Source organism: uncultured Sphingosinicella sp. (assembly GCF_963974575.1).
In the GTDB taxonomy this organism is placed as follows: domain Bacteria; phylum Pseudomonadota; class Alphaproteobacteria; order Sphingomonadales; family Sphingomonadaceae; genus Sphingosinicella.
Genome location: NZ_CAXBBQ010000005.1, coordinates 153,898 through 170,657, shown reverse-complemented (window position 1 = coordinate 170,657; position 16,760 = coordinate 153,898). Strand labels below are relative to the sequence as shown.

Sequence of the window (16,760 nt, the reverse complement as noted above, 5' to 3'; positions counted from 1 at the left end):
GAACGAGCAGCAACGATGCCCGGATATGTATTTTTAGTCGATATCTTCGCCGTCATCCTCGCCGTCACCGGCTTTTCGATGGCGTTTCGCCAAGCGTTCGTCCGGCGCCTCATCGGTCGCCCCCCCACCGCCAGCCCCAACGGTCGTCGCGGCGAACAGCGATGAGGAGCCGATCACCTACATCCTGCGCATCGCCGGCGTCATGGTGATGATTTTCGGCATCGCGATCGGGGGAATGGTAACCCTGTTCAGCCTTGCCTAGCGATGGGCGCAGGCACGAAGGAGATCTCGATGGACGGTGCCGCCTCCTCGACCGCCCCGGACTGGCATGTGGCCCAATGGTTCAATGCCACCAGACCGCTTACCCTCCAGGACTTGCGCGGCAAGGTGGTCGTCCTTCACGCCTTCCAGATGCTGTGTCCGGGCTGCATCAGGAGCAGCATCCCGCAAGCTCAGCGCATCGCGCGCGCCTTCGATCCCGCCCACCTGGCTGTCATCGGCATCCATACGGTATTCGAGCATCACGACGTGATGACACCACTGGCCCTCACCGTCTTCATTCGGGAGTTTCAGCTGAGCTTCCCCATCGCTGTCGATCTTCCAGGTCCGTCGGGTCCGATCCCCCGGACCATGACCGCTTATGCTATGCAGGGGACGCCGACGCTGATCCTGATCGACCGCCGTGGCCGCCTGCGCAAACACGCGTTCGGGACGGAGGATGACATGCGCGTCGGGGCCGATATCGCCTTTCTGTTAGCAGAACGGGAGCTGTCCAATGACACATGACTGTAATGATCTGATCGATCCCGGCGAGCTGGCCGACACCGTCCGCTACATCGCGCAGCGCCACCGCGCGGAAGATCGCCCGCTCAAAGTGCTGGCAGAAGAAGTCGTCGATGAGCGCTTCCGCACTCGCCTGTCACCAAACCAAGCCGCTCGCAAAGGCAGCGTCAATTCGGATTGCGTCATCGAGATCTGCCGCCAGGTCCGCCTCTTACTCGCGAACGGGACTGTCATCGACGCCATCGACGAAGCATCGATCGAGTCCTTTCCCGCCAGCGACCCGCCCGCGTGGATCGGGCACAGACCGCCGGGAGAAAAGTGATGAGCACGCTGCGCGTCAAGCGCATCTATGAGCCCGCGCTGCCAAGTGACGGCTTCCGTGTTCTGGTCGACCGGCTTTGGCCCAGAGGTGTGTCCAAGGCAACGGCCGCCCTCGATCTCTGGCTCAAGGAGATTGCACCGTCAGCGGAGCTGCGGGAATGGTTCGGCCATGATCCAGCCCGGTTCGGCGAGTTTGTGAGGCGGTACCGTTCCGAGCTGAAGACCAACGTCGAGGCGGTCGACCACCTTCGCGGCATCGCCAAAGCCGGTGACACCACCCTGCTCTATGGAGCGCAAGATACGCATGCGAACCAGGCGGTTGTCCTCGCCGAGTTTCTTGCCGGGCAAGGATTGCATTTCGAGCGCGATGCCTGAACAGGCTTTCGACCGCATCGCCTTTTCGTGGCCACGCGCCAGAGCGCGGCGCGTAGCGCAAGGGTCGATGTGCGAACTGCTGCTGCCTAGCCTCCCGGCGGCGTCTATATTGCCGAGCATGAGTTTCGTTTTCCAGGCGTACTACCGTTCCAGCCTGCAACTAGAACGGACGTCGTATGACAGCTGTGCTGCCCAGCAATGCCAGGCCAACGCTCAGCCCCCGTTCGGTGCGCCTGGCCGATACTGGGTCGCCGCTGGATTTCTGGAGACCGGCGCTGGACACTCCCCGCTTGATCACCTCGCGCAGTCCAACGATTCAATCGAATTTATCGAAAATCTCGAGCAGCAACGGTCGCAGCCGCCGGATTTCCTCGCGGTGCACCGCGGAAAGCGACGCGAGAATGTCATAGGCCCTTGGGGTCAACCGCAGGAGCGTACGACGACGATCGTCCGGCGACACCTCGCGGATGATCAGACCCAATGCATCCAGGCGATCGACCAAGCCTGTCGCGCTATGCGCCTTCAGAATCAGCCGCTCGGCGATATAGCCGACAGTCGCCTGATCGGCATCGGCGGCACGAATAGCCAGCAACGCCTGATGCTGTTGCGGAGTCAGCCCGACCTTGCTCGCATGCGCCTCGCTAAACGCCTGAAAGCGCCGGATCTCGTGCCGAAAATCCGCCAGAGCGTGATAATCTCCCTCGGCCAGTAAAGCGCCCTTTGCACGCACAACCAATCTCCGCGTCGAACCATATCGCATTGCGATATAATGCGCCTCATCCAACAGCAAGAGGTTATGCCCGCCCTATGTCCCTAACCCCCACGCGAGTCGTTGAGACTCATCAACTAGCAGACCATTCCGTCGATCTGCGGATGCCGCTGCTGGCGCTCATGGCTGTGGTCGTGGGAACCGGCGGCGCCATAGGGTCGCTCTTCGCCCAATGCTTCTATCTGAGCGCTGCGGGACGAAAGACTTTGCTCGTTGCGGGCGCGGCCGCAGGTACGACTGCGATCTTCGGCACCCCGCTCGCCGCCATTCTTCTGGCGGTCGAGGTGCTCCTATTCGAATGGAAACCGCGCAGCTTCGTACCCGTCGTGGTCGCCGCGATCGTTTCTTTGGCGTGGCGGCCCCTTTTCCTTCGTTCGTGACCGATGTTTCCGATGATCGCAACAGCGCCCGATTCAAGCTGGGGCTTGCTCGCCGCCGCCGGCATCGGCCTTCTGGTCGGCTTTGAGGCAATGTTGCTGTCGACGTCGCTCTAAAGGATCGAAGACGTATTCCACAAATTGCCGGTCCATTGGATGTGGTGGCCGGCGATCGGCGCGATCGTCGTTGGCCTCGGCGGCTTGATCGACGCGCATGTCCTGGGCGCCGGCCATGCTAGCATCGAAGCCCTGTTGACGGGTTCGCTGGCGCTCAAGGTCGTCGTCGCGCTCCTCGGTGAAGGCCGTGGTCTGGCTCGTTGCGCTGGGCTCGGGAACGTCAGGCGGCGTCCTTGCGCCCCTTCTCATCCTCGGCGGCGCGGCCGGCTCCCTTATCGGCCAGTTCCTCCCCGGCGACGCGAGCTTGTGGGCGATGATCGGCATGGCCGGCATCATGAGCGGCGCGATGCGCGCACCGATGACCGGCGCGCTGTTCGCCGTCGAACTCACCGGGCATTTCGAAGCGGTCCCCTACACCGTCGCCGCCGCCGGAGCCGCCTATGCGATCAGCGTCTTGCTGATGCGCCGGTCGATCCTCACCGAAAAGATTGCGCGGCGCGGACGCCACATCCTTCAGGAATATACCGTCGATCCGCTCGATCTCCTGCAGGCGGCCCAGCTCATGACTCGTCATCCGCAAACGCTTTTTGGGGGGCTCACGATCGACCAAACGCTCGCCTTCTTCACGACCCAGGCCGAACATCGCAGCTATCCGGTCGTCGATGCCGAGGGCCGCCTGATCGGCCTCGTGTCCCGAACCGATGCGCTGCGCTGGCAAATCGGCCAGAGCCTCGCGAAAACCCTGCTCTCCGATGCCATCTCCGATTCAGCGCAACCCGTCGCCTATCCCGACACGCCCAGCGGAGTCGTGGCCGATCTGATCATCGAAACCGGAATCGGCCGAATCCCCATCATCGACCGCGCAACCCGCAGGGTGCTCGGGATCTTGTCGTGTCAGGATCTCCTTAAGGCCCGTAGTGCGAACCGGCTTGCTGAAACCGGACGGAATCGGTTTGTAGGCCGAACCAATCCCGCATCCTGAAGATAACAGTCGAAGAAGCTGGGTTGCGGGGCCAGGCTGTGCGTCGGAGCCTGCTCCGGCCCCGGCGCATCGCAGCGCGATCTCGGCGGCGGCGATCAGACGGCGATCTTTGCGGCGACGCGGAGCCCCTCGCGGATGCGATCCATCACGCCCGGATCGGCCTTGGTGGAGTGCACGACATATGCGGAATAGGAGAATTCCGGGCTGCCGGGAACAAGGACAAGCCGGTTCTCCTCAAGATAGGAGCGGATAATGCCTTTCCGAAAATAACCGCTACCGCCCGTCGCCAGAATATATTCCAGCGCCAACGGACCATAGCTAATTGAGACCACGGCGTTGGGATGATTGGGAAAGGCGGCCTGGAAACTCGCCGCAAACTCATCGCCCCAATCGATCTGGACATGGTCCTGCGGCGATAGGGGTGCTGTCGTGGGTGTGGTTCTCACCATCACCAGCTTCTCTTCGAACAAGAGCTCTGCGACAACGCCCGGCCGGTGCGGTGCGGCATAAAGGATCGCCACGTCGAGCGATCCATCCTGGACCTGCTCCATCAGATTATCCGCTGTGTCGATCTGCGTCCGAACCGCGATTTCGGGACATTCGCGCCGCATCCACAGGAGCCAGTGGCGCAGCAGCGGACTCCACAGGCTCAGTTCCGCGCCCACTGTGACCACCGTCTCACGACCCGGCGGCAAGGCCACCGCGCGGCGTGCCCGGGACCACACCTGCACCAGCGTCGTGGCGAACCTAAGGAACTGCTCGCCTGCGGGGGTCAATTTGGCACCGGCCTTGTTGCGGATGAACAGCGGGCAGTCGAGTTGCTCTTCCAAGCCCCGAATTCGTGCGCTGACAGCAGTCTGGGTGAGGTTGAGATTGGCGGCCGCCCCCACGAAGCTGCCGGTCTTCACAACCTCGAGAAAGGTTCGCGCTACCGCGATGTCCACTGTACAAATTCCTTGCGTATAACGCGCATTCATATTCGAATTTCGATTGCAATAGCGCGGGAAACGCGGTTACTCAAGAGCAGAGCGGGTTGGGTCGAGCTCCATCAATCCTGCGTCTGGCTAGATCGGGACAATAACCCGTTGTGGCACGACCTGACCGCCCTGACGCCCCACGACGTGCATGTGTCGGGCGCGGGTTCAACACGCCGCGTTTTCCGTATGAAGGAGGTCGGCGGCGCTCCGGATATTGCGCCTATGGCTTTCCAGCATGTCCTTGAGGACGCCGTGAAGCTGCTCGTCGCGCACACGCGGGAGCATCTCTTCCAGCTTTCGAACAACCCATGCTTGGCCCCGATTGAGGAAAGCCAGCCGGTCGAATGGATCCGCGATCGCCAACGCCTTTTCCCGAAACGCGCCCGTCTGGTGCGAAGGTGTCGCCTCCAGGCGCCCGATCTGCTCGGCGAGCATCGCGCACCAACGCGCTTCATCGGCCCAAATGGTGCGCATCAGCGCCGTATAGGCGCGCGTCGCTGGCATCCTGCTGCTGGCGAGCGCGACCTTGGCCCCCGCTCGCTCAGCCTCAAGCAACTCGTCGAGGCTCTTGAGAAGTTCGTCGCGGCCAGCAAAGCCCATATAGACGTCGTCTGCCTCGGCCATGTAGCAGACCGGAGATGAAGGCTCGTCCTCTGGTATCATGAGTCACCTCTCACACTGAAAGCGCCGCAGCCTCCCGGAGGCCCGCTCGGATGCGGTTCATCACCTCCTGGTCGGCTTTCGTCGAATGCACCACATGGGCGGAGTAAGAGAATTCCGGGCTATTCGGCACGAGCGCGAGTCGCCCTTCATCGAGATAGGACCGAATGAAACCCTGGCGGAAATAGCCGCAACCACCCGTCGCAAGGATATAGTCGAGGGCGAGCGGGCCATAACTGATCGACACCACCGCATTGGGTTCGTCGGGAAAGGCCGCCTGGTGGCTCGCGGCAAATTCCTCGCCCCAATCCACCAGTACGTGATCCTCGCGGGCAAGAGGCCGGTCGGTCGGTGTCGTGCGGACCAGGATAAGCTTCTCTTCAAACAGCAGTTCCGCGATGATCCCCGGCCGGCTCGGCGCCGCGTAGAGCACGGCAACGTCCAGCGATCCCTCCTGCACCTGCTCCATGAGACGCTCGGAAGCATCGATATGTGTGCCGACGGCGATGTCCGGACATTCACGCCGCATCCACAGAAGCCAGTGCCGCAAGAGCGGGCTCCAAAGGCTGAGTTCGACCCCCACGGTGACGACCGTTTCCCGGCCGGGCGGCAGCGCCACCGCACGCTGCGCCCGCGCCCAGACCTGAACCAATGTGGCTGCAAATCGCAGGAACTGCTCGCCGGCAGGCGTCAGTTTCGCGCCAGCCTTGTTGCGGACGAACAGCGGCCGATCGAGCTGGTCCTCCAACACCCGGATTCGAGCGCTGACCGCGGTTTGGGTTAAATGGAGATTGGCCGCCGCACTCACGAAGCTGCCGGTCTTGACGACTTCCAGAAAAGTGCGGGCGGCGCTGATGTCCATACAGCAAATTCCTTATGTACAAAGCGCAATAATATTCATTTGCATTATAGATGCTAGCGGATCGATGGTACCAGTGCAAGGTGACACCCTCACCCCTAACCATCATCGAAGAGACTGCAACGTTCGAGCATAATGCCCAGTGAGACATCCAGGATTCTTCCGGCCCGAACGCCCGCCCAGGAAATCTGAGCTGTACGCAACCATAGCTGCGCTCACCCTCCTGCTGGTCGGCGTGGGCCTAGGAATCCTCTATTTTCACGATCACGGCTTTTTCAGTACCGGCTTCTCGATCGCCGCGATTACGTTCTTCGCAGCGGTCTGCCTCGGTATTGTCGTCAGCCTTCACATCGAACGGTCGGCGCAGCGCCAGGTGCGTGAAAGTTCGCACGAGATTCCGCCGCCTTTCGACATTCATTCCGTTTGGCCGCCCGTCTCCGGCCCATCCAGACCAACGCACCGCGAGGATGTGAGCCAGCGACGGAGCGGACAGCGACGAAGCCGGCTATGGCGATGAAGAAAGACCCCCGCAAAGCCCGCATCCAGACCGGCAAGGATGAGAATGTCCGACCGCCGCATGCCTACTGGATGGTCGCGCTCGTGGGCGCCATCTTTTCGATCGGGGTCATGTTGTGGCTGCTCGAAGAGGCCCGTGTCGTGGACAAGAATGACGACGCCGTCGCGATGCTCCTCGCCTCAGTCGCGGCGCTGTTCTCCATCGGATGGCTCGCGCCCAAGCCCTAGGTTTATAATAATATTGTTGATGAGAAACATGAATATCATTCGCCGGTTTGATTTTTGCCAGCCCGTCACAATGGGCCCCGCAGCATGAAGGAGCGTCCATGACCATCCAGCTTGGGCAGATTGCCCCCGACTTCGAACAGAACAGCACGCACGGCCTCCTCCGGTTCCACGACTGGCTTGGGTCCAGCTGGGGCGTCCTGTTCAGCCATCCGAAGAACTTCACCCCGGTATGCACCACCGAACTCGGCGAAGTCGCCAAGCTCCGCCCTGAATGGGACAAGCGCAACGTCAAGCCAATCGGACTCTCGGTCGATCCGGTGGAAGCGCATCGCAGATGGGAGGTCGACATCGAGGAAACCCAAGGCGCGAAGCTCGATTTTCCGATGATCGCCGATCCCGATGCCCGCGTCTCGACGCTGTACGACATGATTCATCCGGAGAGTGATCCCACCGTCACCGTGCGATCGGTGTTCGTCATCGATCCTTTGCGCAAGGTCCGTCTGATTCTGACGTATCCGCCCTCGACGGGGCGTAATTTTGCGGAGATCCTGCGCGCAATCGACAGCCTCCAGCTTACCGACGCCCGCAGCATCGCAACGCCGGTCAACTGGAACCCAGGCGAGCCTGTGGTCATTTCGCCCAAATTGTCCGAGGAAGAGGCATCCCGCCTGTTCCCGCAGGGGTACACTACCCTCAAACCTTATCTCCGCGTCGTCGACCTCGAGAAGGCTACTCAGTGATGAGCGTGCGGGGGAATAGGGCGGCCGAAAAACCCGCCACCGTGACGCGCGGTGACGATAATGACCTCGCCGACCTGTTCGCCCGCAATCAGGCTTGGGCAAAGTCCAAGACTTTGGTCGATCCGAGCTTCTTCAGCCGCCTCGTCGGCCAGCAGAGGCCCAGCTACTTCTGGATAGGATGTTCAGATAGCCGCGTGCCTGCGACCGAGATCGTCAACCTCGATCCCGGCGAGATGTTCGTCCACCGCAACGTCGCCAATCTCGCAATGGAGAATGATCCCAACTTTGCAGCCGCGCTGCAATTCGCGATCGAGGCGCTGCACGTTCAACATATTATCGTCGTCGGCCATTATGGCTGTGGCGGCATCCAGGCCGCCATGGCGCCCGCAACAGCCGATGCGATCGGCGATTGGCTCGCACCGGTGCGGGCCGTTCACCACGCGCATCCCTGCAAGGCCGCACCCGATCAGGCCGACGCCAATGCGTTGTGCGAGCGGAACGTCGTCGCTCAGGTTGAAGCCCTCGCCGCCAACCGCCTCGTGCGTACTGCATGGGCGGCGAAAGCTGCCCTAACGCTGCACGGATGGGTTTATGCGATCAGCGATGGTCTGTTGCGCGCCGTCTGCGAGCCGGTCCACCAGGACGGTCGCGGCGTGCCTCCACCTGACGGCACGGGGCGCGCTCGATGAGCATGCTTTGCTCACCATCGGCCTTGGCGGGCGACAGTGGTGGAGCGCAGCTTGCGGTCGCCATTGCGGCCTGCCAACGGGCCATCACGCCAAGTCGCGCGCTTGATGGCGAGATCGCCCTGGCCGTGTTCCCCGCTTTGATCGAACTGCCCCGAGTCGAGGCCGGGATCTGGTCGCAAGCCGACGGTACACGCGTGCGGGCGCTGCGCTATTCCGAAGTCCGCTCGGCAGCTGCGACCCTCGTCCCGCCAGGCTGTTGGATCGAAGTGGACGGCACCCATGTGATCGTCGCGGGCGCGCAAGGCAGATGGCCGGGCGACCACGCGCATCGAGTGATTTCGCTCTGCATCGCCGCCCTCAACGCCCGCGCCGCAGGAGCTGGCCATGCCCACTGAGCCGCCGAACCCGCGTCCGTCCGTCACCGGTGCCTGCGAACTGCTCTCTTTTCCCCAAAATCAGGAGATTTCTATGGCTGATCTAGACTCAAGCACCTTACGGTCCTCTGTCGCGGGCGCCGTCGCATTCGCGCTCCCTCCCCTTCCCTATGGCATCGATACTCTGGTGCCCGTCCTCTCCGCGGAGACTTTGGCGATCCATCACGGCAAGCATCATGCGCGCTATGTCGAGACGCTCAATCGTCTGCTGGCCGAACGGAATGAAGCGGTATCGACACTCGAGGCCGTCATTCGCGCGGCCCATGCGAGCGGCACCCAAGGGTTGTTCAACAATGCAGCCCAAGCCTGGAACCATGGCTTCTTCTGGGAAAGCATGACGCCGGCGCCTGCTCAACCGGGCGACGTGCTCGCCACTACCATCAACGCCAGCTTTGGCGGGATGGAAGCGCTCGGAACGCGCTTCGTCGCAGAAGGCACAGGCCATTTCGCGTCCGGCTGGGTCTGGCTCGTGGCGCGAGGCAACAGGCTTGAGGTTATCTCAACCCATGATGCCGGATGTCCCGTTTTGGACGATGGTGTCACCCCGCTCCTGTGCTGCGACGTGTGGGAGCATGCCTATTACATCGATCATCGGCAGGATCGCGCCCAGTGGCTGACGCTATGGTGGACCAAGCTCGCCGACTGGTCCTTCGCCGAGAAACAATATGACGCTGCCCTCGGCCGAGCCGAGCCCTGGCAATATCCCGCGCCGTCCACTGTTCCCGTCAAATAAAGAGGAAACGAGATGCTAGTCGATGTCTTCGATGGTCGCGAGCATAAGAATGCCACACCCACCGGATGCTTTCATTTCGCGCGCTCCCCAACCCCGGGCGAGCAGGTCGAGATCAATGGCAAGATCCGGGTCGTCACCCGAGCCTGGCATCAGCCGGGCAGCTCTATGCCGGTGCGAAATTCGCCATTTTGATAAGCGAGCAGGTGGCGCCGGTCGACGAGCTGGAACCGTCAACCCCCGGCTATGACGTGGCTGGAGAAGTGGTTTAGCGCTCGGTCCGCGGCAATTTCACCGACGCGCTGCGGAAGAATCCCTCGAGCGGCGGGGGGGGGGGGCGGAGAGATGTATAATGGAGAACCCGAAAGGGTCCGCGCCGGATCACAATATCGCCTTCGTCGTTGAGGACGAACCGCTTGTGCGCATGTTCGCCGCGGAAGCTCTTGTGAACGAGGGATACCGCGTATTCGAGACCCACGATGCTCGTGACGCACTCGCGATTCTCGACCATCGTCGCGATATCGGCGTTGTCCTCACTGACGTCGAAACGCCGGGTGGCATGGACGGCCTTGAGCTCGCCGGCACGATCCGCGAACGCTGGCCCGAAACGGTCATTCTCATAAATTCAGGACGGATTCGTCCCGAGCCCAATACCTTGCCGATCGTCGCGGGCTTTATCGCTAGGCCCCATGGCATAAGCGATTGGTGGACAACTTGAGATATTGTTGGAGCAAAACGGCGTCCATCGGCGCTCCGACGACCACATTCTCGAAGCGTGGTGCGCGGCCGAACTTGGGCACGCGAGCGCCGACCCTTTCGATAAACCCACCCTTCTCGCGCGCGCCGTGGCAACCGAGCAGATTGCGATTGCCCACTTTGGGTACGGCGCTCGTTCCGCTGTCTATCATGCGCGCTTCCGACAGGCCGCCTCCGCGCCCAAAGGGGAATGACTCGGGTGGCGAGCCGGTCCTTGCCACTAAAAGTCGGTCGATCCAGCGAGCTTACGCGACTGCTAGTGGAGATCGGCGGAACCGTCGGCACAGGGGAAAAAGAGATCGACGGTGGTGCCGACACCGATCGCGGTGTCGATCCTCAAGAAGCCGCCGGCCTGCCGCACGAACGCATCAATCTGCGGGATCCCCAGTCCCGTCCCGGCACCGGCCTTGGTAGTAAAGAAAGGGTCGAAGATCCTGCGCCTGACCCCCGCGTCCATGCCCGTACCATTGTCTCTCACCCGAACCCGCACGTAATGATCCGGCCCTTGGTCGCGCGATACGGGTCGCGAAATCAGGGCAGTGCTGATCCGGATGGTCCCGCCGTCGGGCATGGCATCCCGCGCGTTGACGACGAGATTCATGATCGCGGCGTTGAACTGCGGAAATTCAAATTCAACATCCGGGACGTCGGGACCGAGCTTCACCACAATCCGGATCCCCGATCCGGCAGCATATCGCAGCAGGATTTCCAATCGTACCAGGGCATCATTGACGTTGTGAGCATGGATGTCGCAATCATGCCCGCTCGCGAAGTTGAGCAGTCGCGTGGTCATCCGCAACCCGCGCTCCACTCCCTCCTGCGCGCCCACGAGAAAGTCGGTGACCAACAAAGGATCGTCAGCATGTCGTTCGGCCAGACGCACCGCTGCGGAAATCACGCCAAGGACGTTCCTGAAATCATGCACGAAACCCCTGCTCATCTGACCTAGAGCGAGCATCCGCTCGATCGCGCGGGAGCTCAATGCTGGTGGCGCGTGATCCTTATTGGTTGGCGCTGCAATGTCGCGCGCACTGCCTGACATCCCGAAATCGACCGACGAGCTCAGTGGTGTATCGACCGGCATATGAGGGTGTCCCTTCCTGCCACATGACGCCGAGCGTCATCCCTACGCGATTCGTTTACCAACAATTGCGCGCGCCCTTAAAGGAAGTCGAATTAATATTATTGCCTGTTTACAACATTAAAATTGCATATAAATCCACTTTAGAGCGACACGGGTAGTGTGGACGCCCTCTTCCGCAGTGCGGACGCTCTGGTTGCGGCACCTCATCTGCACGAGTGCGAGCATATGCCCCTCGCCCTTCCCTAAAGGCTGGTTGTCGAGCCCCATCGCTCGTCCAGACGCCTTCTACTTTGGAAGCACGGATCAGCGTGTCCAGCAGTCTGGTCTGCCCGACGATCCCCTCCTTCCCATTTTTCGGGAACCTTTTGCGATGCGTCTCATCAAATGGACAAAAGGAAACGATCGACGATGGGCGACCAGAAGTTGCTCGGAGCCGACCGGACGACGGACTCTTCGCACGGCGGCGACGGGAGATGTCCGACCAACAAAAGTAATCCAAGAAGGAGGACCAACAAGATGATCGATATCCCCAACAGCAGCCGCCGCTCCGTTCTTACCCGTGGCGTGACCACGCTTTCCGCGGCCGGACTGATCGCTTTACTTGGCGGCGGCATTCCAGCTGCGGCGAGGCAAGCCGATCGGCCGGCGCAGGATGTGCAGCTTCTCAACGCTGCCTTGGCGCTGGAGCATGAAGGGATCGCCGCCTATCAGATCGCCGCACAAAGCGGACTTCTTTCACCGGATGTCCTCAAGGTGGGCATAACCTTCCAAAGCCATCACAAGACGCATCGCGATGATCTGGCGGCGGCAATCGGACGCCTTGGTGGCGTGGCTGCCACCAGCAAGTCGATCGCTGACTATGCCGCGTCGCTCGGCGCCGGCGCTCTGAAAACTCAGACCGATGTCCTCAAGCTCGCATTGCGCCTCGAGCGCGGTGCCGCAAACGCCTATCTGGGCATCATCCCGTCGCTCCAGGCGACAGAGTTTCATCTGCTCTCCGCGCGCCTGGCCGGCGATGAGGCATTTCATGCCGCTATCCTCGGGAATGTTCTGAACGAACCCATTCCGCAACAGGCGCCGATTTTCGGATAGGCTTTATGGCCGACGCCAACTTCCGAGCGGGAACCCGCGCGCTCGCGCTTGCGGCGGTGATGACGGTCAGCGGCGCGGCGATCGGGGGTGTCGGCGCGCCGCGCGGCGATGCGGTTCGCGGAGCCGACCTCTATCAGGCGAAATGTGGCGCATGCCATTCGCTTGATAGCAATCGCGCCGGGCCGGCACATCGCGGCGTCGTCGGACGACGCGCGGGCCATGTTGCCGGCTTCCGCTATTCAACGGCGCTCAGCGCGTCGCACATTGTCTGGACCCCCGCCAATCTCGACCGCTGGTTGACGGCGCCGACGGTGATGGTGCCCGGCACTACGATGGGCTTTCGTGTGAGTTCGCCGCAAGAGCGAGTCGATATCATCGCATATCTCGCGCAAAATCCATCGCGCCGGTGAGCGACGGACGATGACCAAGGGATTTCGGTCGATGTGCCGATGGCCCTAAGAAATTGGAAAAATCTCATGGCGATCGATAACCTCGCAGACTTGCCGCGCGAAGCGGTCGGCATTTTTCACAGTTCGGAACAGTTGCAGCACGCGATCGACACACTGCTCAGTTCAGGCTTTCATCGGTCGGAACTCAGTCTGCTGGCAAGCGAACAGGCGGTCCAGGAGAAACTGGGCCATCGCTATTCCAGAGTAGATATTCTCGCCGACAATCCGGACGTGCCACGCGCCGCCTTTGTGTCGACCGAAGCGATTGGCGACGCGGAGGGCGGTATCATCGGCGGGCTGGTGTATGTCGGCGCGCTCACCGCGATCGGGGCCATCGTCGCGACAGGTGGCACGCTGCTCGCCGTCATCACCGGCGCGGCGCTCGCGGGTGGCGCCGGTGGGCTCGTTGGCTCGGTACTCGCCAAATGGCTCGGAGAGCATCATGCGCATTATCTCGAGGAACAGCTCATACGCGGCGGACTGCTGCTGTGGGTAAGAACGCGCGACCCTGCCCATGAAGTGCGCGCCATCGATTTTCTGAGGAAATACTCAGCCGATCAGATCCACATCCACAGCCTGCCCCACGCCGCGCTGGACGCATGAACGATCTGGAACACTTGCTGGCGGAGGTCCGGGCTTGCACCGCATGCGGCAACCTTTTGCCCCTCGGTCCGAGACCAGTCCTGCAGATTTCCGCAACTGCTCGCATCCTGATTGCAAGCCAAGCGCCCGGCACCAAGGTCCACGCCAGCGGCGTTCCCTTTTCCGATCCCTCGGGCGATCGGTTGCGCGACTGGATGGCTCTATCCGAGGATCAATTCTACGACGCCGCCCATATCGCCGTCCTCCCCTTGGGCCTGTGCTATCCGGGACGCGCTGGACAAGGCGATGCACCGCCCCGCCCGGAATGCGCACGGTTGTGGCGGGAACGGCTGCTCGCAGCAATGCCAAGGCTTCGCCTGACGCTCCTGGTGGGAAGCCACGCCCAAAATCATGTGCTCGGTCCGGGTCACCTTACGGAGCGGGTCCGCGATTTCGCATACTATCTGCCGGCTTTATTCCCACTTCCGCACCCCTCATGGCGCGTGACGATCTGGGCGCGCAAACACCCCTGGTTCGAGGAGGAGGTTCTTCCACAGCTGCGCCGCGCGATCCGGCAGGCTTGGCCCGAGCTGGAAAAGATCGATCGGCATTCCGGTGCCGCGACCGACATCCGTGGCTGAGCGTTCGATGTCGGCCGCCCAACCCATCTATACGATCGGGCATTCGACACGGTCGATCGCGGATTTCGTCGCGTTGCTTCAAGTCGGCAGGGTGGAACTGGTGGTGGATATTCGCAGCATCGCCCGCTCGCGCGCCAATCCCCAATTCAACCGCGACACGCTGCCAGCGACCCTTGCGTCATGGCAGATAGGCTACGAGCAGATCCCGGCACTTGGCGGCCTGCGCAAGAAATCAAAGACGATCCCGCCGGAGCTCAATGGCTTCTGGACTAATCCGAGTTTCCATAATTATGCCGACTATGCCCTGTCCGACGCGTTTCGGACCGGCTTGGATCTTCTTCTCGCGCATGCGGCGGATCGACGCTGCGCGATCATGTGCGCCGAGGCCGTCTGGTGGCGATGCCATCGCCGGATCGTGGCCGACTATCTCCTGCTGAAGCAGCAAGACGTCTTCCACCTGATGCGGCTTTCCCGCACCCAACCTGCAGTCATGAACGCCGCTGCACGGGTCGGCGCGGGTGGTCTCATCTACCCGCCTATTGCTGCGGATTGACCCGGTTCTTCAGTGGGCATGATCGCCAGCGGCTTGTTCCCGGCCGAACACGCCTTCGACGATCGTCGGGGCATCGTGCTGAATCGCGCGCAGATGGTCGGCACTGCGGAAGCTCTCGGCGTACAGCTTGTAGATCGACTCGGTTCCGGATGGGCGCGCCGCAAACCAACCACCGGCGGTTATGATCTTGATGCCGCCGAGCGACGCGCCCCCGGCAGGCGCGGTGGTCAGCTTCGCCTCGATCGGTTCGCCAGCGAGTTCGGTGGCAGAGATCCGATCGGCCGTGGCGCGGCTCAGCACATCCACCTGCTCGGGCGCTACCGGTGCGTCGATCCGTTCGCACCAGAATTGCCCGAATTCTTGCGTCAGCGCGTCATAGGCCTGATTCGGATCGGACCCCGACCGCGCCGTGATCTCGGCCGCCAACAGGCCAAGCGCCAGGCCGTCCTTGTCGGTCGTCCAGACAGAACCATCGCGGCGAAGCAAGGAGGCGCCCGCACTTTCCTCGCCGGCAAAGCCAAGGGTTCCGGAGTAGAGACCGTCGACGAACCATTTGAACCCGACGGGAACTTCGACGAGCGGCCGGCCAGCGCGGTGCGCGATGCGATCAATCACACTGCTGCTCACCATCGTCTTGCCGATGCCGCAGCGCGACGTCCATTGGGGACGAGGATCGACCAGATACGCGATCGCCACCGCCAGAAAATGAATGGGCGGCATCAGGCCGCCTGTCGGCGTGACGATGCCGTGGCGGTCGGCGTCGGTATCATTGCCGAACGCAAGGTCGAAGCGGTCACGCATGCCGATCAGCCGGGTCATGGCATAAGGGGACGAGCAATCCATTCGGATCTTCCCGTCCCAGTCCGCGGTCATGAAGCCGAATGTAGGGTCGACCATGACCTCGACGACAGTTCCATTGAGGCCTTGGCGGTCGATGATCTTGGGCCAATAGTGCACGCTTGCGCCACCCAAAGGATCGATGCCGAGTGCCAGCCCTGACCCCGCAATAGCCTCGCTGTCGATCACGTCCGCGAGATCTCCGAGATAGTGATCCATATAGTCGTGGGGGTGCACGCACACCGATTGGCGCGCTCGTGCATGAGGAACACGTCGGACCTTTTGAATGCCGGCCTTCAGCAGTTCGTTCGCGGTGCTTCGATCCAGCTGGTAATTTCGGACCCGGCGGGGCCTCCCGTCGGGCGGATTATATTTGAAGCCGCCATCTTCCAGGGGATTGTGCGAGGGGGTGAGCACCACGCCATCGGCCAAGCCGGCCGTTCGGCCACTGTTATAGGTCAGGATGGCATGGGAAATGACGGGGGTCGGCGTGAAGCCCTCGTCGGTATCGATCATCGTCTCCACGTCGTTCGCGACGAACACCTCCAGCGCGATGACAAATGCCGGCCGCGAGTGAACGTGGGTGTCGATGCCAAGGAACAGCGGACCATCAATACTCTCGCTTTTGCGATAAAGGCAGACGGCCTCGGCCACAGCGATGATATGCGCCTCGTTGAACGCATTGTCGAACGGCGAGCCGCGATGGCCCGAGGTGCCGAAATGGATGCGCTGCGTCGCCACCGACAGGTCCGGAATGCCAGCATAATAGGCATCGATCAGTTTGACGGGATCGATGAGTTGCGCGGGCTTCAACAGCTTTCCCGCAGCCGGATCGATGCGAGCGCCGCTCATGGCGCGACCGCATGGACGCGTGGACGAAGTGAATATTTGGCGGCAATATTTTTCATATAACTGCCAAATAATATTCATTTGCTACATGAGATTAGCAGGCAGAAGATGCCTCCTGCAAGATGAGTTTGCGCGCTCGCCCAACAGCATCCGCGAACATCATCTCGAACATTGTGTGGTCGAGACGAATATTGAAAGCGCAATGGCCAGTTTTCTAACTGTTCGGCGCCTTGGAATTCATCCGGGCAGTAGCACGGCACGCTTCCAGGCACTGGGTCCCGCCCTCCGCTAAGCGACGGGGACCCCGGCGCGCTGTCCGTCGCGCCGACAGATCGCCGATCTGGCGTGAAATCAGGCCTT

Annotated in this window: 22 protein-coding genes and 2 pseudogenes; 17 read left to right on the top strand and 7 right to left on the bottom strand. The window is 61.8% G+C overall.

Annotation, left to right across the window (positions count from 1 at the left end; translation table 11 throughout):
* Positions 1-15 precede the first annotated feature (15 nt).
* From AAC014_RS11085 to AAC014_RS11070, 4 genes and pseudogenes are all read left to right on the top strand, one after another.
* Positions 16-262: pseudogene (locus tag AAC014_RS11085) on the top strand (hypothetical protein).
* A 29-nt stretch (positions 263-291) separates the two neighbouring features.
* A complete protein-coding gene (locus tag AAC014_RS11080; protein ID WP_339708386.1) occupies positions 292-786 on the top strand; it encodes a redoxin domain-containing protein in 495 nt (164 codons plus the stop codon).
* Entirely contained in the window at positions 776-1,105 is a 330-nt protein-coding gene (locus AAC014_RS11075) for a hypothetical protein (RefSeq protein WP_339708384.1), read from the top strand. The genes AAC014_RS11080 and AAC014_RS11075 overlap by 11 nt, the downstream gene beginning before the upstream one ends.
* Complete coding sequence (locus AAC014_RS11070; protein ID WP_339708381.1) at positions 1,105-1,479, top strand: DUF488 domain-containing protein; 375 nt, start codon at positions 1,105-1,107, stop codon at positions 1,477-1,479. Before AAC014_RS11075 ends, AAC014_RS11070 begins: the two co-directional genes overlap by 1 nt.
* Before the next feature lie 316 nt (positions 1,480-1,795).
* Here AAC014_RS11070 and AAC014_RS11065 read toward each other — a convergent pair whose 3' ends face one another.
* Positions 1,796-2,209 (bottom strand): MarR family transcriptional regulator, encoded by a 414-nt coding sequence (locus AAC014_RS11065; RefSeq protein ID WP_339708378.1) that lies wholly within the window; start codon positions 2,207-2,209, stop codon positions 1,796-1,798.
* Between the two features lie 77 nt (positions 2,210-2,286).
* On the opposite strand from AAC014_RS11065, the pseudogene AAC014_RS11060 reads away from it, so the two are divergent.
* Positions 2,287-3,724, top strand: a pseudogene (locus tag AAC014_RS11060) (chloride channel protein).
* 95 nt (positions 3,725-3,819) lie between these two features.
* Here the strand turns inward: AAC014_RS11060 and AAC014_RS11055 are convergent.
* The 4 genes from AAC014_RS11055 to AAC014_RS11040 form a co-directional block, all read right to left on the bottom strand.
* Entirely contained in the window at positions 3,820-4,668 is an 849-nt protein-coding gene (locus AAC014_RS11055; protein WP_339708375.1) for a LysR family transcriptional regulator, read from the bottom strand.
* A 198-nt stretch (positions 4,669-4,866) separates the two neighbouring features.
* Positions 4,867-5,361, bottom strand: coding sequence for a DUF6306 domain-containing protein (locus AAC014_RS11050; protein WP_339708701.1), 495 nt, complete (start codon positions 5,359-5,361; stop codon positions 4,867-4,869).
* 13 nt (positions 5,362-5,374) lie between these two features.
* Positions 5,375-6,223: a LysR family transcriptional regulator gene (locus AAC014_RS11045; RefSeq protein ID WP_339708372.1), complete on the bottom strand. Its 849-nt coding sequence runs from the start codon at positions 6,221-6,223 to the stop codon at positions 5,375-5,377.
* Between the two features lie 238 nt (positions 6,224-6,461).
* Positions 6,462-6,611 (bottom strand): hypothetical protein, encoded by a 150-nt coding sequence (locus tag AAC014_RS11040; protein ID WP_339708369.1) that lies wholly within the window; start codon positions 6,609-6,611, stop codon positions 6,462-6,464.
* A 116-nt stretch (positions 6,612-6,727) separates the two neighbouring features.
* Here AAC014_RS11040 and AAC014_RS11035 point away from each other — a divergent pair, with 116 nt between their 5' ends.
* The 7 genes from AAC014_RS11035 (at position 6,728) to AAC014_RS11005 (ending at position 10,275) form a co-directional block, all read left to right on the top strand.
* A complete protein-coding gene (locus AAC014_RS11035) occupies positions 6,728-6,964 on the top strand; it encodes a hypothetical protein (RefSeq protein ID WP_339708366.1) in 237 nt (78 codons plus the stop codon).
* A gap of 98 nt (positions 6,965-7,062) precedes the next feature.
* Entirely contained in the window at positions 7,063-7,704 is a 642-nt protein-coding gene (locus AAC014_RS11030; RefSeq protein WP_339708363.1) for a peroxiredoxin, read from the top strand.
* Positions 7,704-8,393, top strand: a complete 690-nt coding sequence (locus tag AAC014_RS11025; RefSeq protein ID WP_339708360.1) for a carbonic anhydrase — start codon at positions 7,704-7,706, stop codon at positions 8,391-8,393. The genes AAC014_RS11030 and AAC014_RS11025 overlap by 1 nt, the downstream gene beginning before the upstream one ends.
* Positions 8,390-8,788, top strand: a complete 399-nt coding sequence (locus AAC014_RS11020) for a hypothetical protein (protein WP_339708357.1) — start codon at positions 8,390-8,392, stop codon at positions 8,786-8,788. The genes AAC014_RS11025 and AAC014_RS11020 overlap by 4 nt, the downstream gene beginning before the upstream one ends.
* Complete coding sequence (locus AAC014_RS11015) at positions 8,778-9,560, top strand: superoxide dismutase (protein ID WP_339708354.1); 783 nt, start codon at positions 8,778-8,780, stop codon at positions 9,558-9,560. Before AAC014_RS11020 ends, AAC014_RS11015 begins: the two co-directional genes overlap by 11 nt.
* 12 nt (positions 9,561-9,572) lie before the next feature.
* Positions 9,573-9,752: a hypothetical protein gene (locus tag AAC014_RS11010; protein ID WP_339708351.1), complete on the top strand. Its 180-nt coding sequence runs from the start codon at positions 9,573-9,575 to the stop codon at positions 9,750-9,752.
* 157 nt (positions 9,753-9,909) lie between these two features.
* Positions 9,910-10,275: a response regulator gene (locus AAC014_RS11005; protein ID WP_339708348.1), complete on the top strand. Its 366-nt coding sequence runs from the start codon at positions 9,910-9,912 to the stop codon at positions 10,273-10,275.
* Between the two features lie 294 nt (positions 10,276-10,569).
* Here AAC014_RS11005 and AAC014_RS11000 read toward each other — a convergent pair whose 3' ends face one another.
* The gene (locus AAC014_RS11000) at positions 10,570-11,397 is read right to left on the bottom strand and encodes an ATP-binding protein (RefSeq protein ID WP_339708345.1); all 828 of its coding nucleotides are present in this window, start codon (positions 11,395-11,397) and stop codon (positions 10,570-10,572) included.
* Positions 11,398-11,913: 516 nt separating this feature from the next.
* Here AAC014_RS11000 and AAC014_RS10995 point away from each other — a divergent pair.
* The 5 genes from AAC014_RS10995 (at position 11,914) to AAC014_RS10975 (ending at position 14,714) form a co-directional block, all read left to right on the top strand.
* Positions 11,914-12,489, top strand: a complete 576-nt coding sequence (locus AAC014_RS10995; RefSeq protein WP_339708342.1) for a ferritin-like domain-containing protein — start codon at positions 11,914-11,916, stop codon at positions 12,487-12,489.
* 5 nt (positions 12,490-12,494) lie between these two features.
* Positions 12,495-12,899 (top strand): c-type cytochrome, encoded by a 405-nt coding sequence (locus tag AAC014_RS10990; RefSeq protein ID WP_339708339.1) that lies wholly within the window; start codon positions 12,495-12,497, stop codon positions 12,897-12,899.
* Positions 12,900-12,965: 66 nt separating this feature from the next.
* Positions 12,966-13,541, top strand: coding sequence for a hypothetical protein (locus AAC014_RS10985; protein ID WP_339708336.1), 576 nt, complete (start codon positions 12,966-12,968; stop codon positions 13,539-13,541).
* On the top strand, positions 13,538-14,161 hold the full coding sequence (locus tag AAC014_RS10980) for a uracil-DNA glycosylase family protein (RefSeq protein WP_339708333.1): 624 nt from the start codon (positions 13,538-13,540) through the stop codon (positions 14,159-14,161). The genes AAC014_RS10985 and AAC014_RS10980 overlap by 4 nt, the downstream gene beginning before the upstream one ends.
* Entirely contained in the window at positions 14,154-14,714 is a 561-nt protein-coding gene (locus AAC014_RS10975; RefSeq protein ID WP_339708330.1) for a DUF488 domain-containing protein, read from the top strand. Before AAC014_RS10980 ends, AAC014_RS10975 begins: the two co-directional genes overlap by 8 nt.
* Before the next feature lie 9 nt (positions 14,715-14,723).
* Here AAC014_RS10975 and AAC014_RS10970 read toward each other — a convergent pair whose 3' ends face one another.
* Positions 14,724-16,403, bottom strand: coding sequence for an alpha-D-glucose phosphate-specific phosphoglucomutase (locus tag AAC014_RS10970; protein WP_339708327.1), 1,680 nt, complete (start codon positions 16,401-16,403; stop codon positions 14,724-14,726).
* Positions 16,404-16,760 lie beyond the last annotated feature (357 nt).

Excerpts from the sequence above, each read along its gene's own strand:
- AAC014_RS11080 (WP_339708386.1), top strand. The coding sequence starts at position 292 with ATGGACGGTGCCGCCTCCTCGACCGCCCCGGACTGGCATGTGGCCCAA.
- AAC014_RS11075 (WP_339708384.1), top strand. The coding sequence starts at position 776 with ATGACACATGACTGTAATGATCTGATCGATCCCGGCGAGCTGGCCGAC.
- AAC014_RS11070 (WP_339708381.1), top strand. The coding sequence starts at position 1,105 with ATGAGCACGCTGCGCGTCAAGCGCATCTATGAGCCCGCGCTGCCAAGT.
- AAC014_RS11045 (WP_339708372.1), bottom strand. The coding sequence starts at position 6,223 with ATGGACATCAGCGCCGCCCGCACTTTTCTGGAAGTCGTCAAGACCGGC.
- AAC014_RS11035 (WP_339708366.1), top strand. The coding sequence starts at position 6,728 with ATGGCGATGAAGAAAGACCCCCGCAAAGCCCGCATCCAGACCGGCAAG.
- AAC014_RS11030 (WP_339708363.1), top strand. The coding sequence starts at position 7,063 with ATGACCATCCAGCTTGGGCAGATTGCCCCCGACTTCGAACAGAACAGC.
- AAC014_RS11025 (WP_339708360.1), top strand. The coding sequence starts at position 7,704 with ATGAGCGTGCGGGGGAATAGGGCGGCCGAAAAACCCGCCACCGTGACG.
- AAC014_RS11020 (WP_339708357.1), top strand. The coding sequence starts at position 8,390 with ATGAGCATGCTTTGCTCACCATCGGCCTTGGCGGGCGACAGTGGTGGA.
- AAC014_RS11015 (WP_339708354.1), top strand. The coding sequence starts at position 8,778 with ATGCCCACTGAGCCGCCGAACCCGCGTCCGTCCGTCACCGGTGCCTGC.
- AAC014_RS11010 (WP_339708351.1), top strand. The coding sequence starts at position 9,573 with ATGCTAGTCGATGTCTTCGATGGTCGCGAGCATAAGAATGCCACACCC.
- AAC014_RS11005 (WP_339708348.1), top strand. The coding sequence starts at position 9,910 with ATGGAGAACCCGAAAGGGTCCGCGCCGGATCACAATATCGCCTTCGTC.
- AAC014_RS11000 (WP_339708345.1), bottom strand. The coding sequence starts at position 11,397 with ATGCCGGTCGATACACCACTGAGCTCGTCGGTCGATTTCGGGATGTCA.
- AAC014_RS10995 (WP_339708342.1), top strand. The coding sequence starts at position 11,914 with ATGATCGATATCCCCAACAGCAGCCGCCGCTCCGTTCTTACCCGTGGC.
- AAC014_RS10990 (WP_339708339.1), top strand. The coding sequence starts at position 12,495 with ATGGCCGACGCCAACTTCCGAGCGGGAACCCGCGCGCTCGCGCTTGCG.
- AAC014_RS10985 (WP_339708336.1), top strand. The coding sequence starts at position 12,966 with ATGGCGATCGATAACCTCGCAGACTTGCCGCGCGAAGCGGTCGGCATT.
- AAC014_RS10980 (WP_339708333.1), top strand. The coding sequence starts at position 13,538 with ATGAACGATCTGGAACACTTGCTGGCGGAGGTCCGGGCTTGCACCGCA.
- AAC014_RS10970 (WP_339708327.1), bottom strand. The coding sequence starts at position 16,403 with ATGAGCGGCGCTCGCATCGATCCGGCTGCGGGAAAGCTGTTGAAGCCC.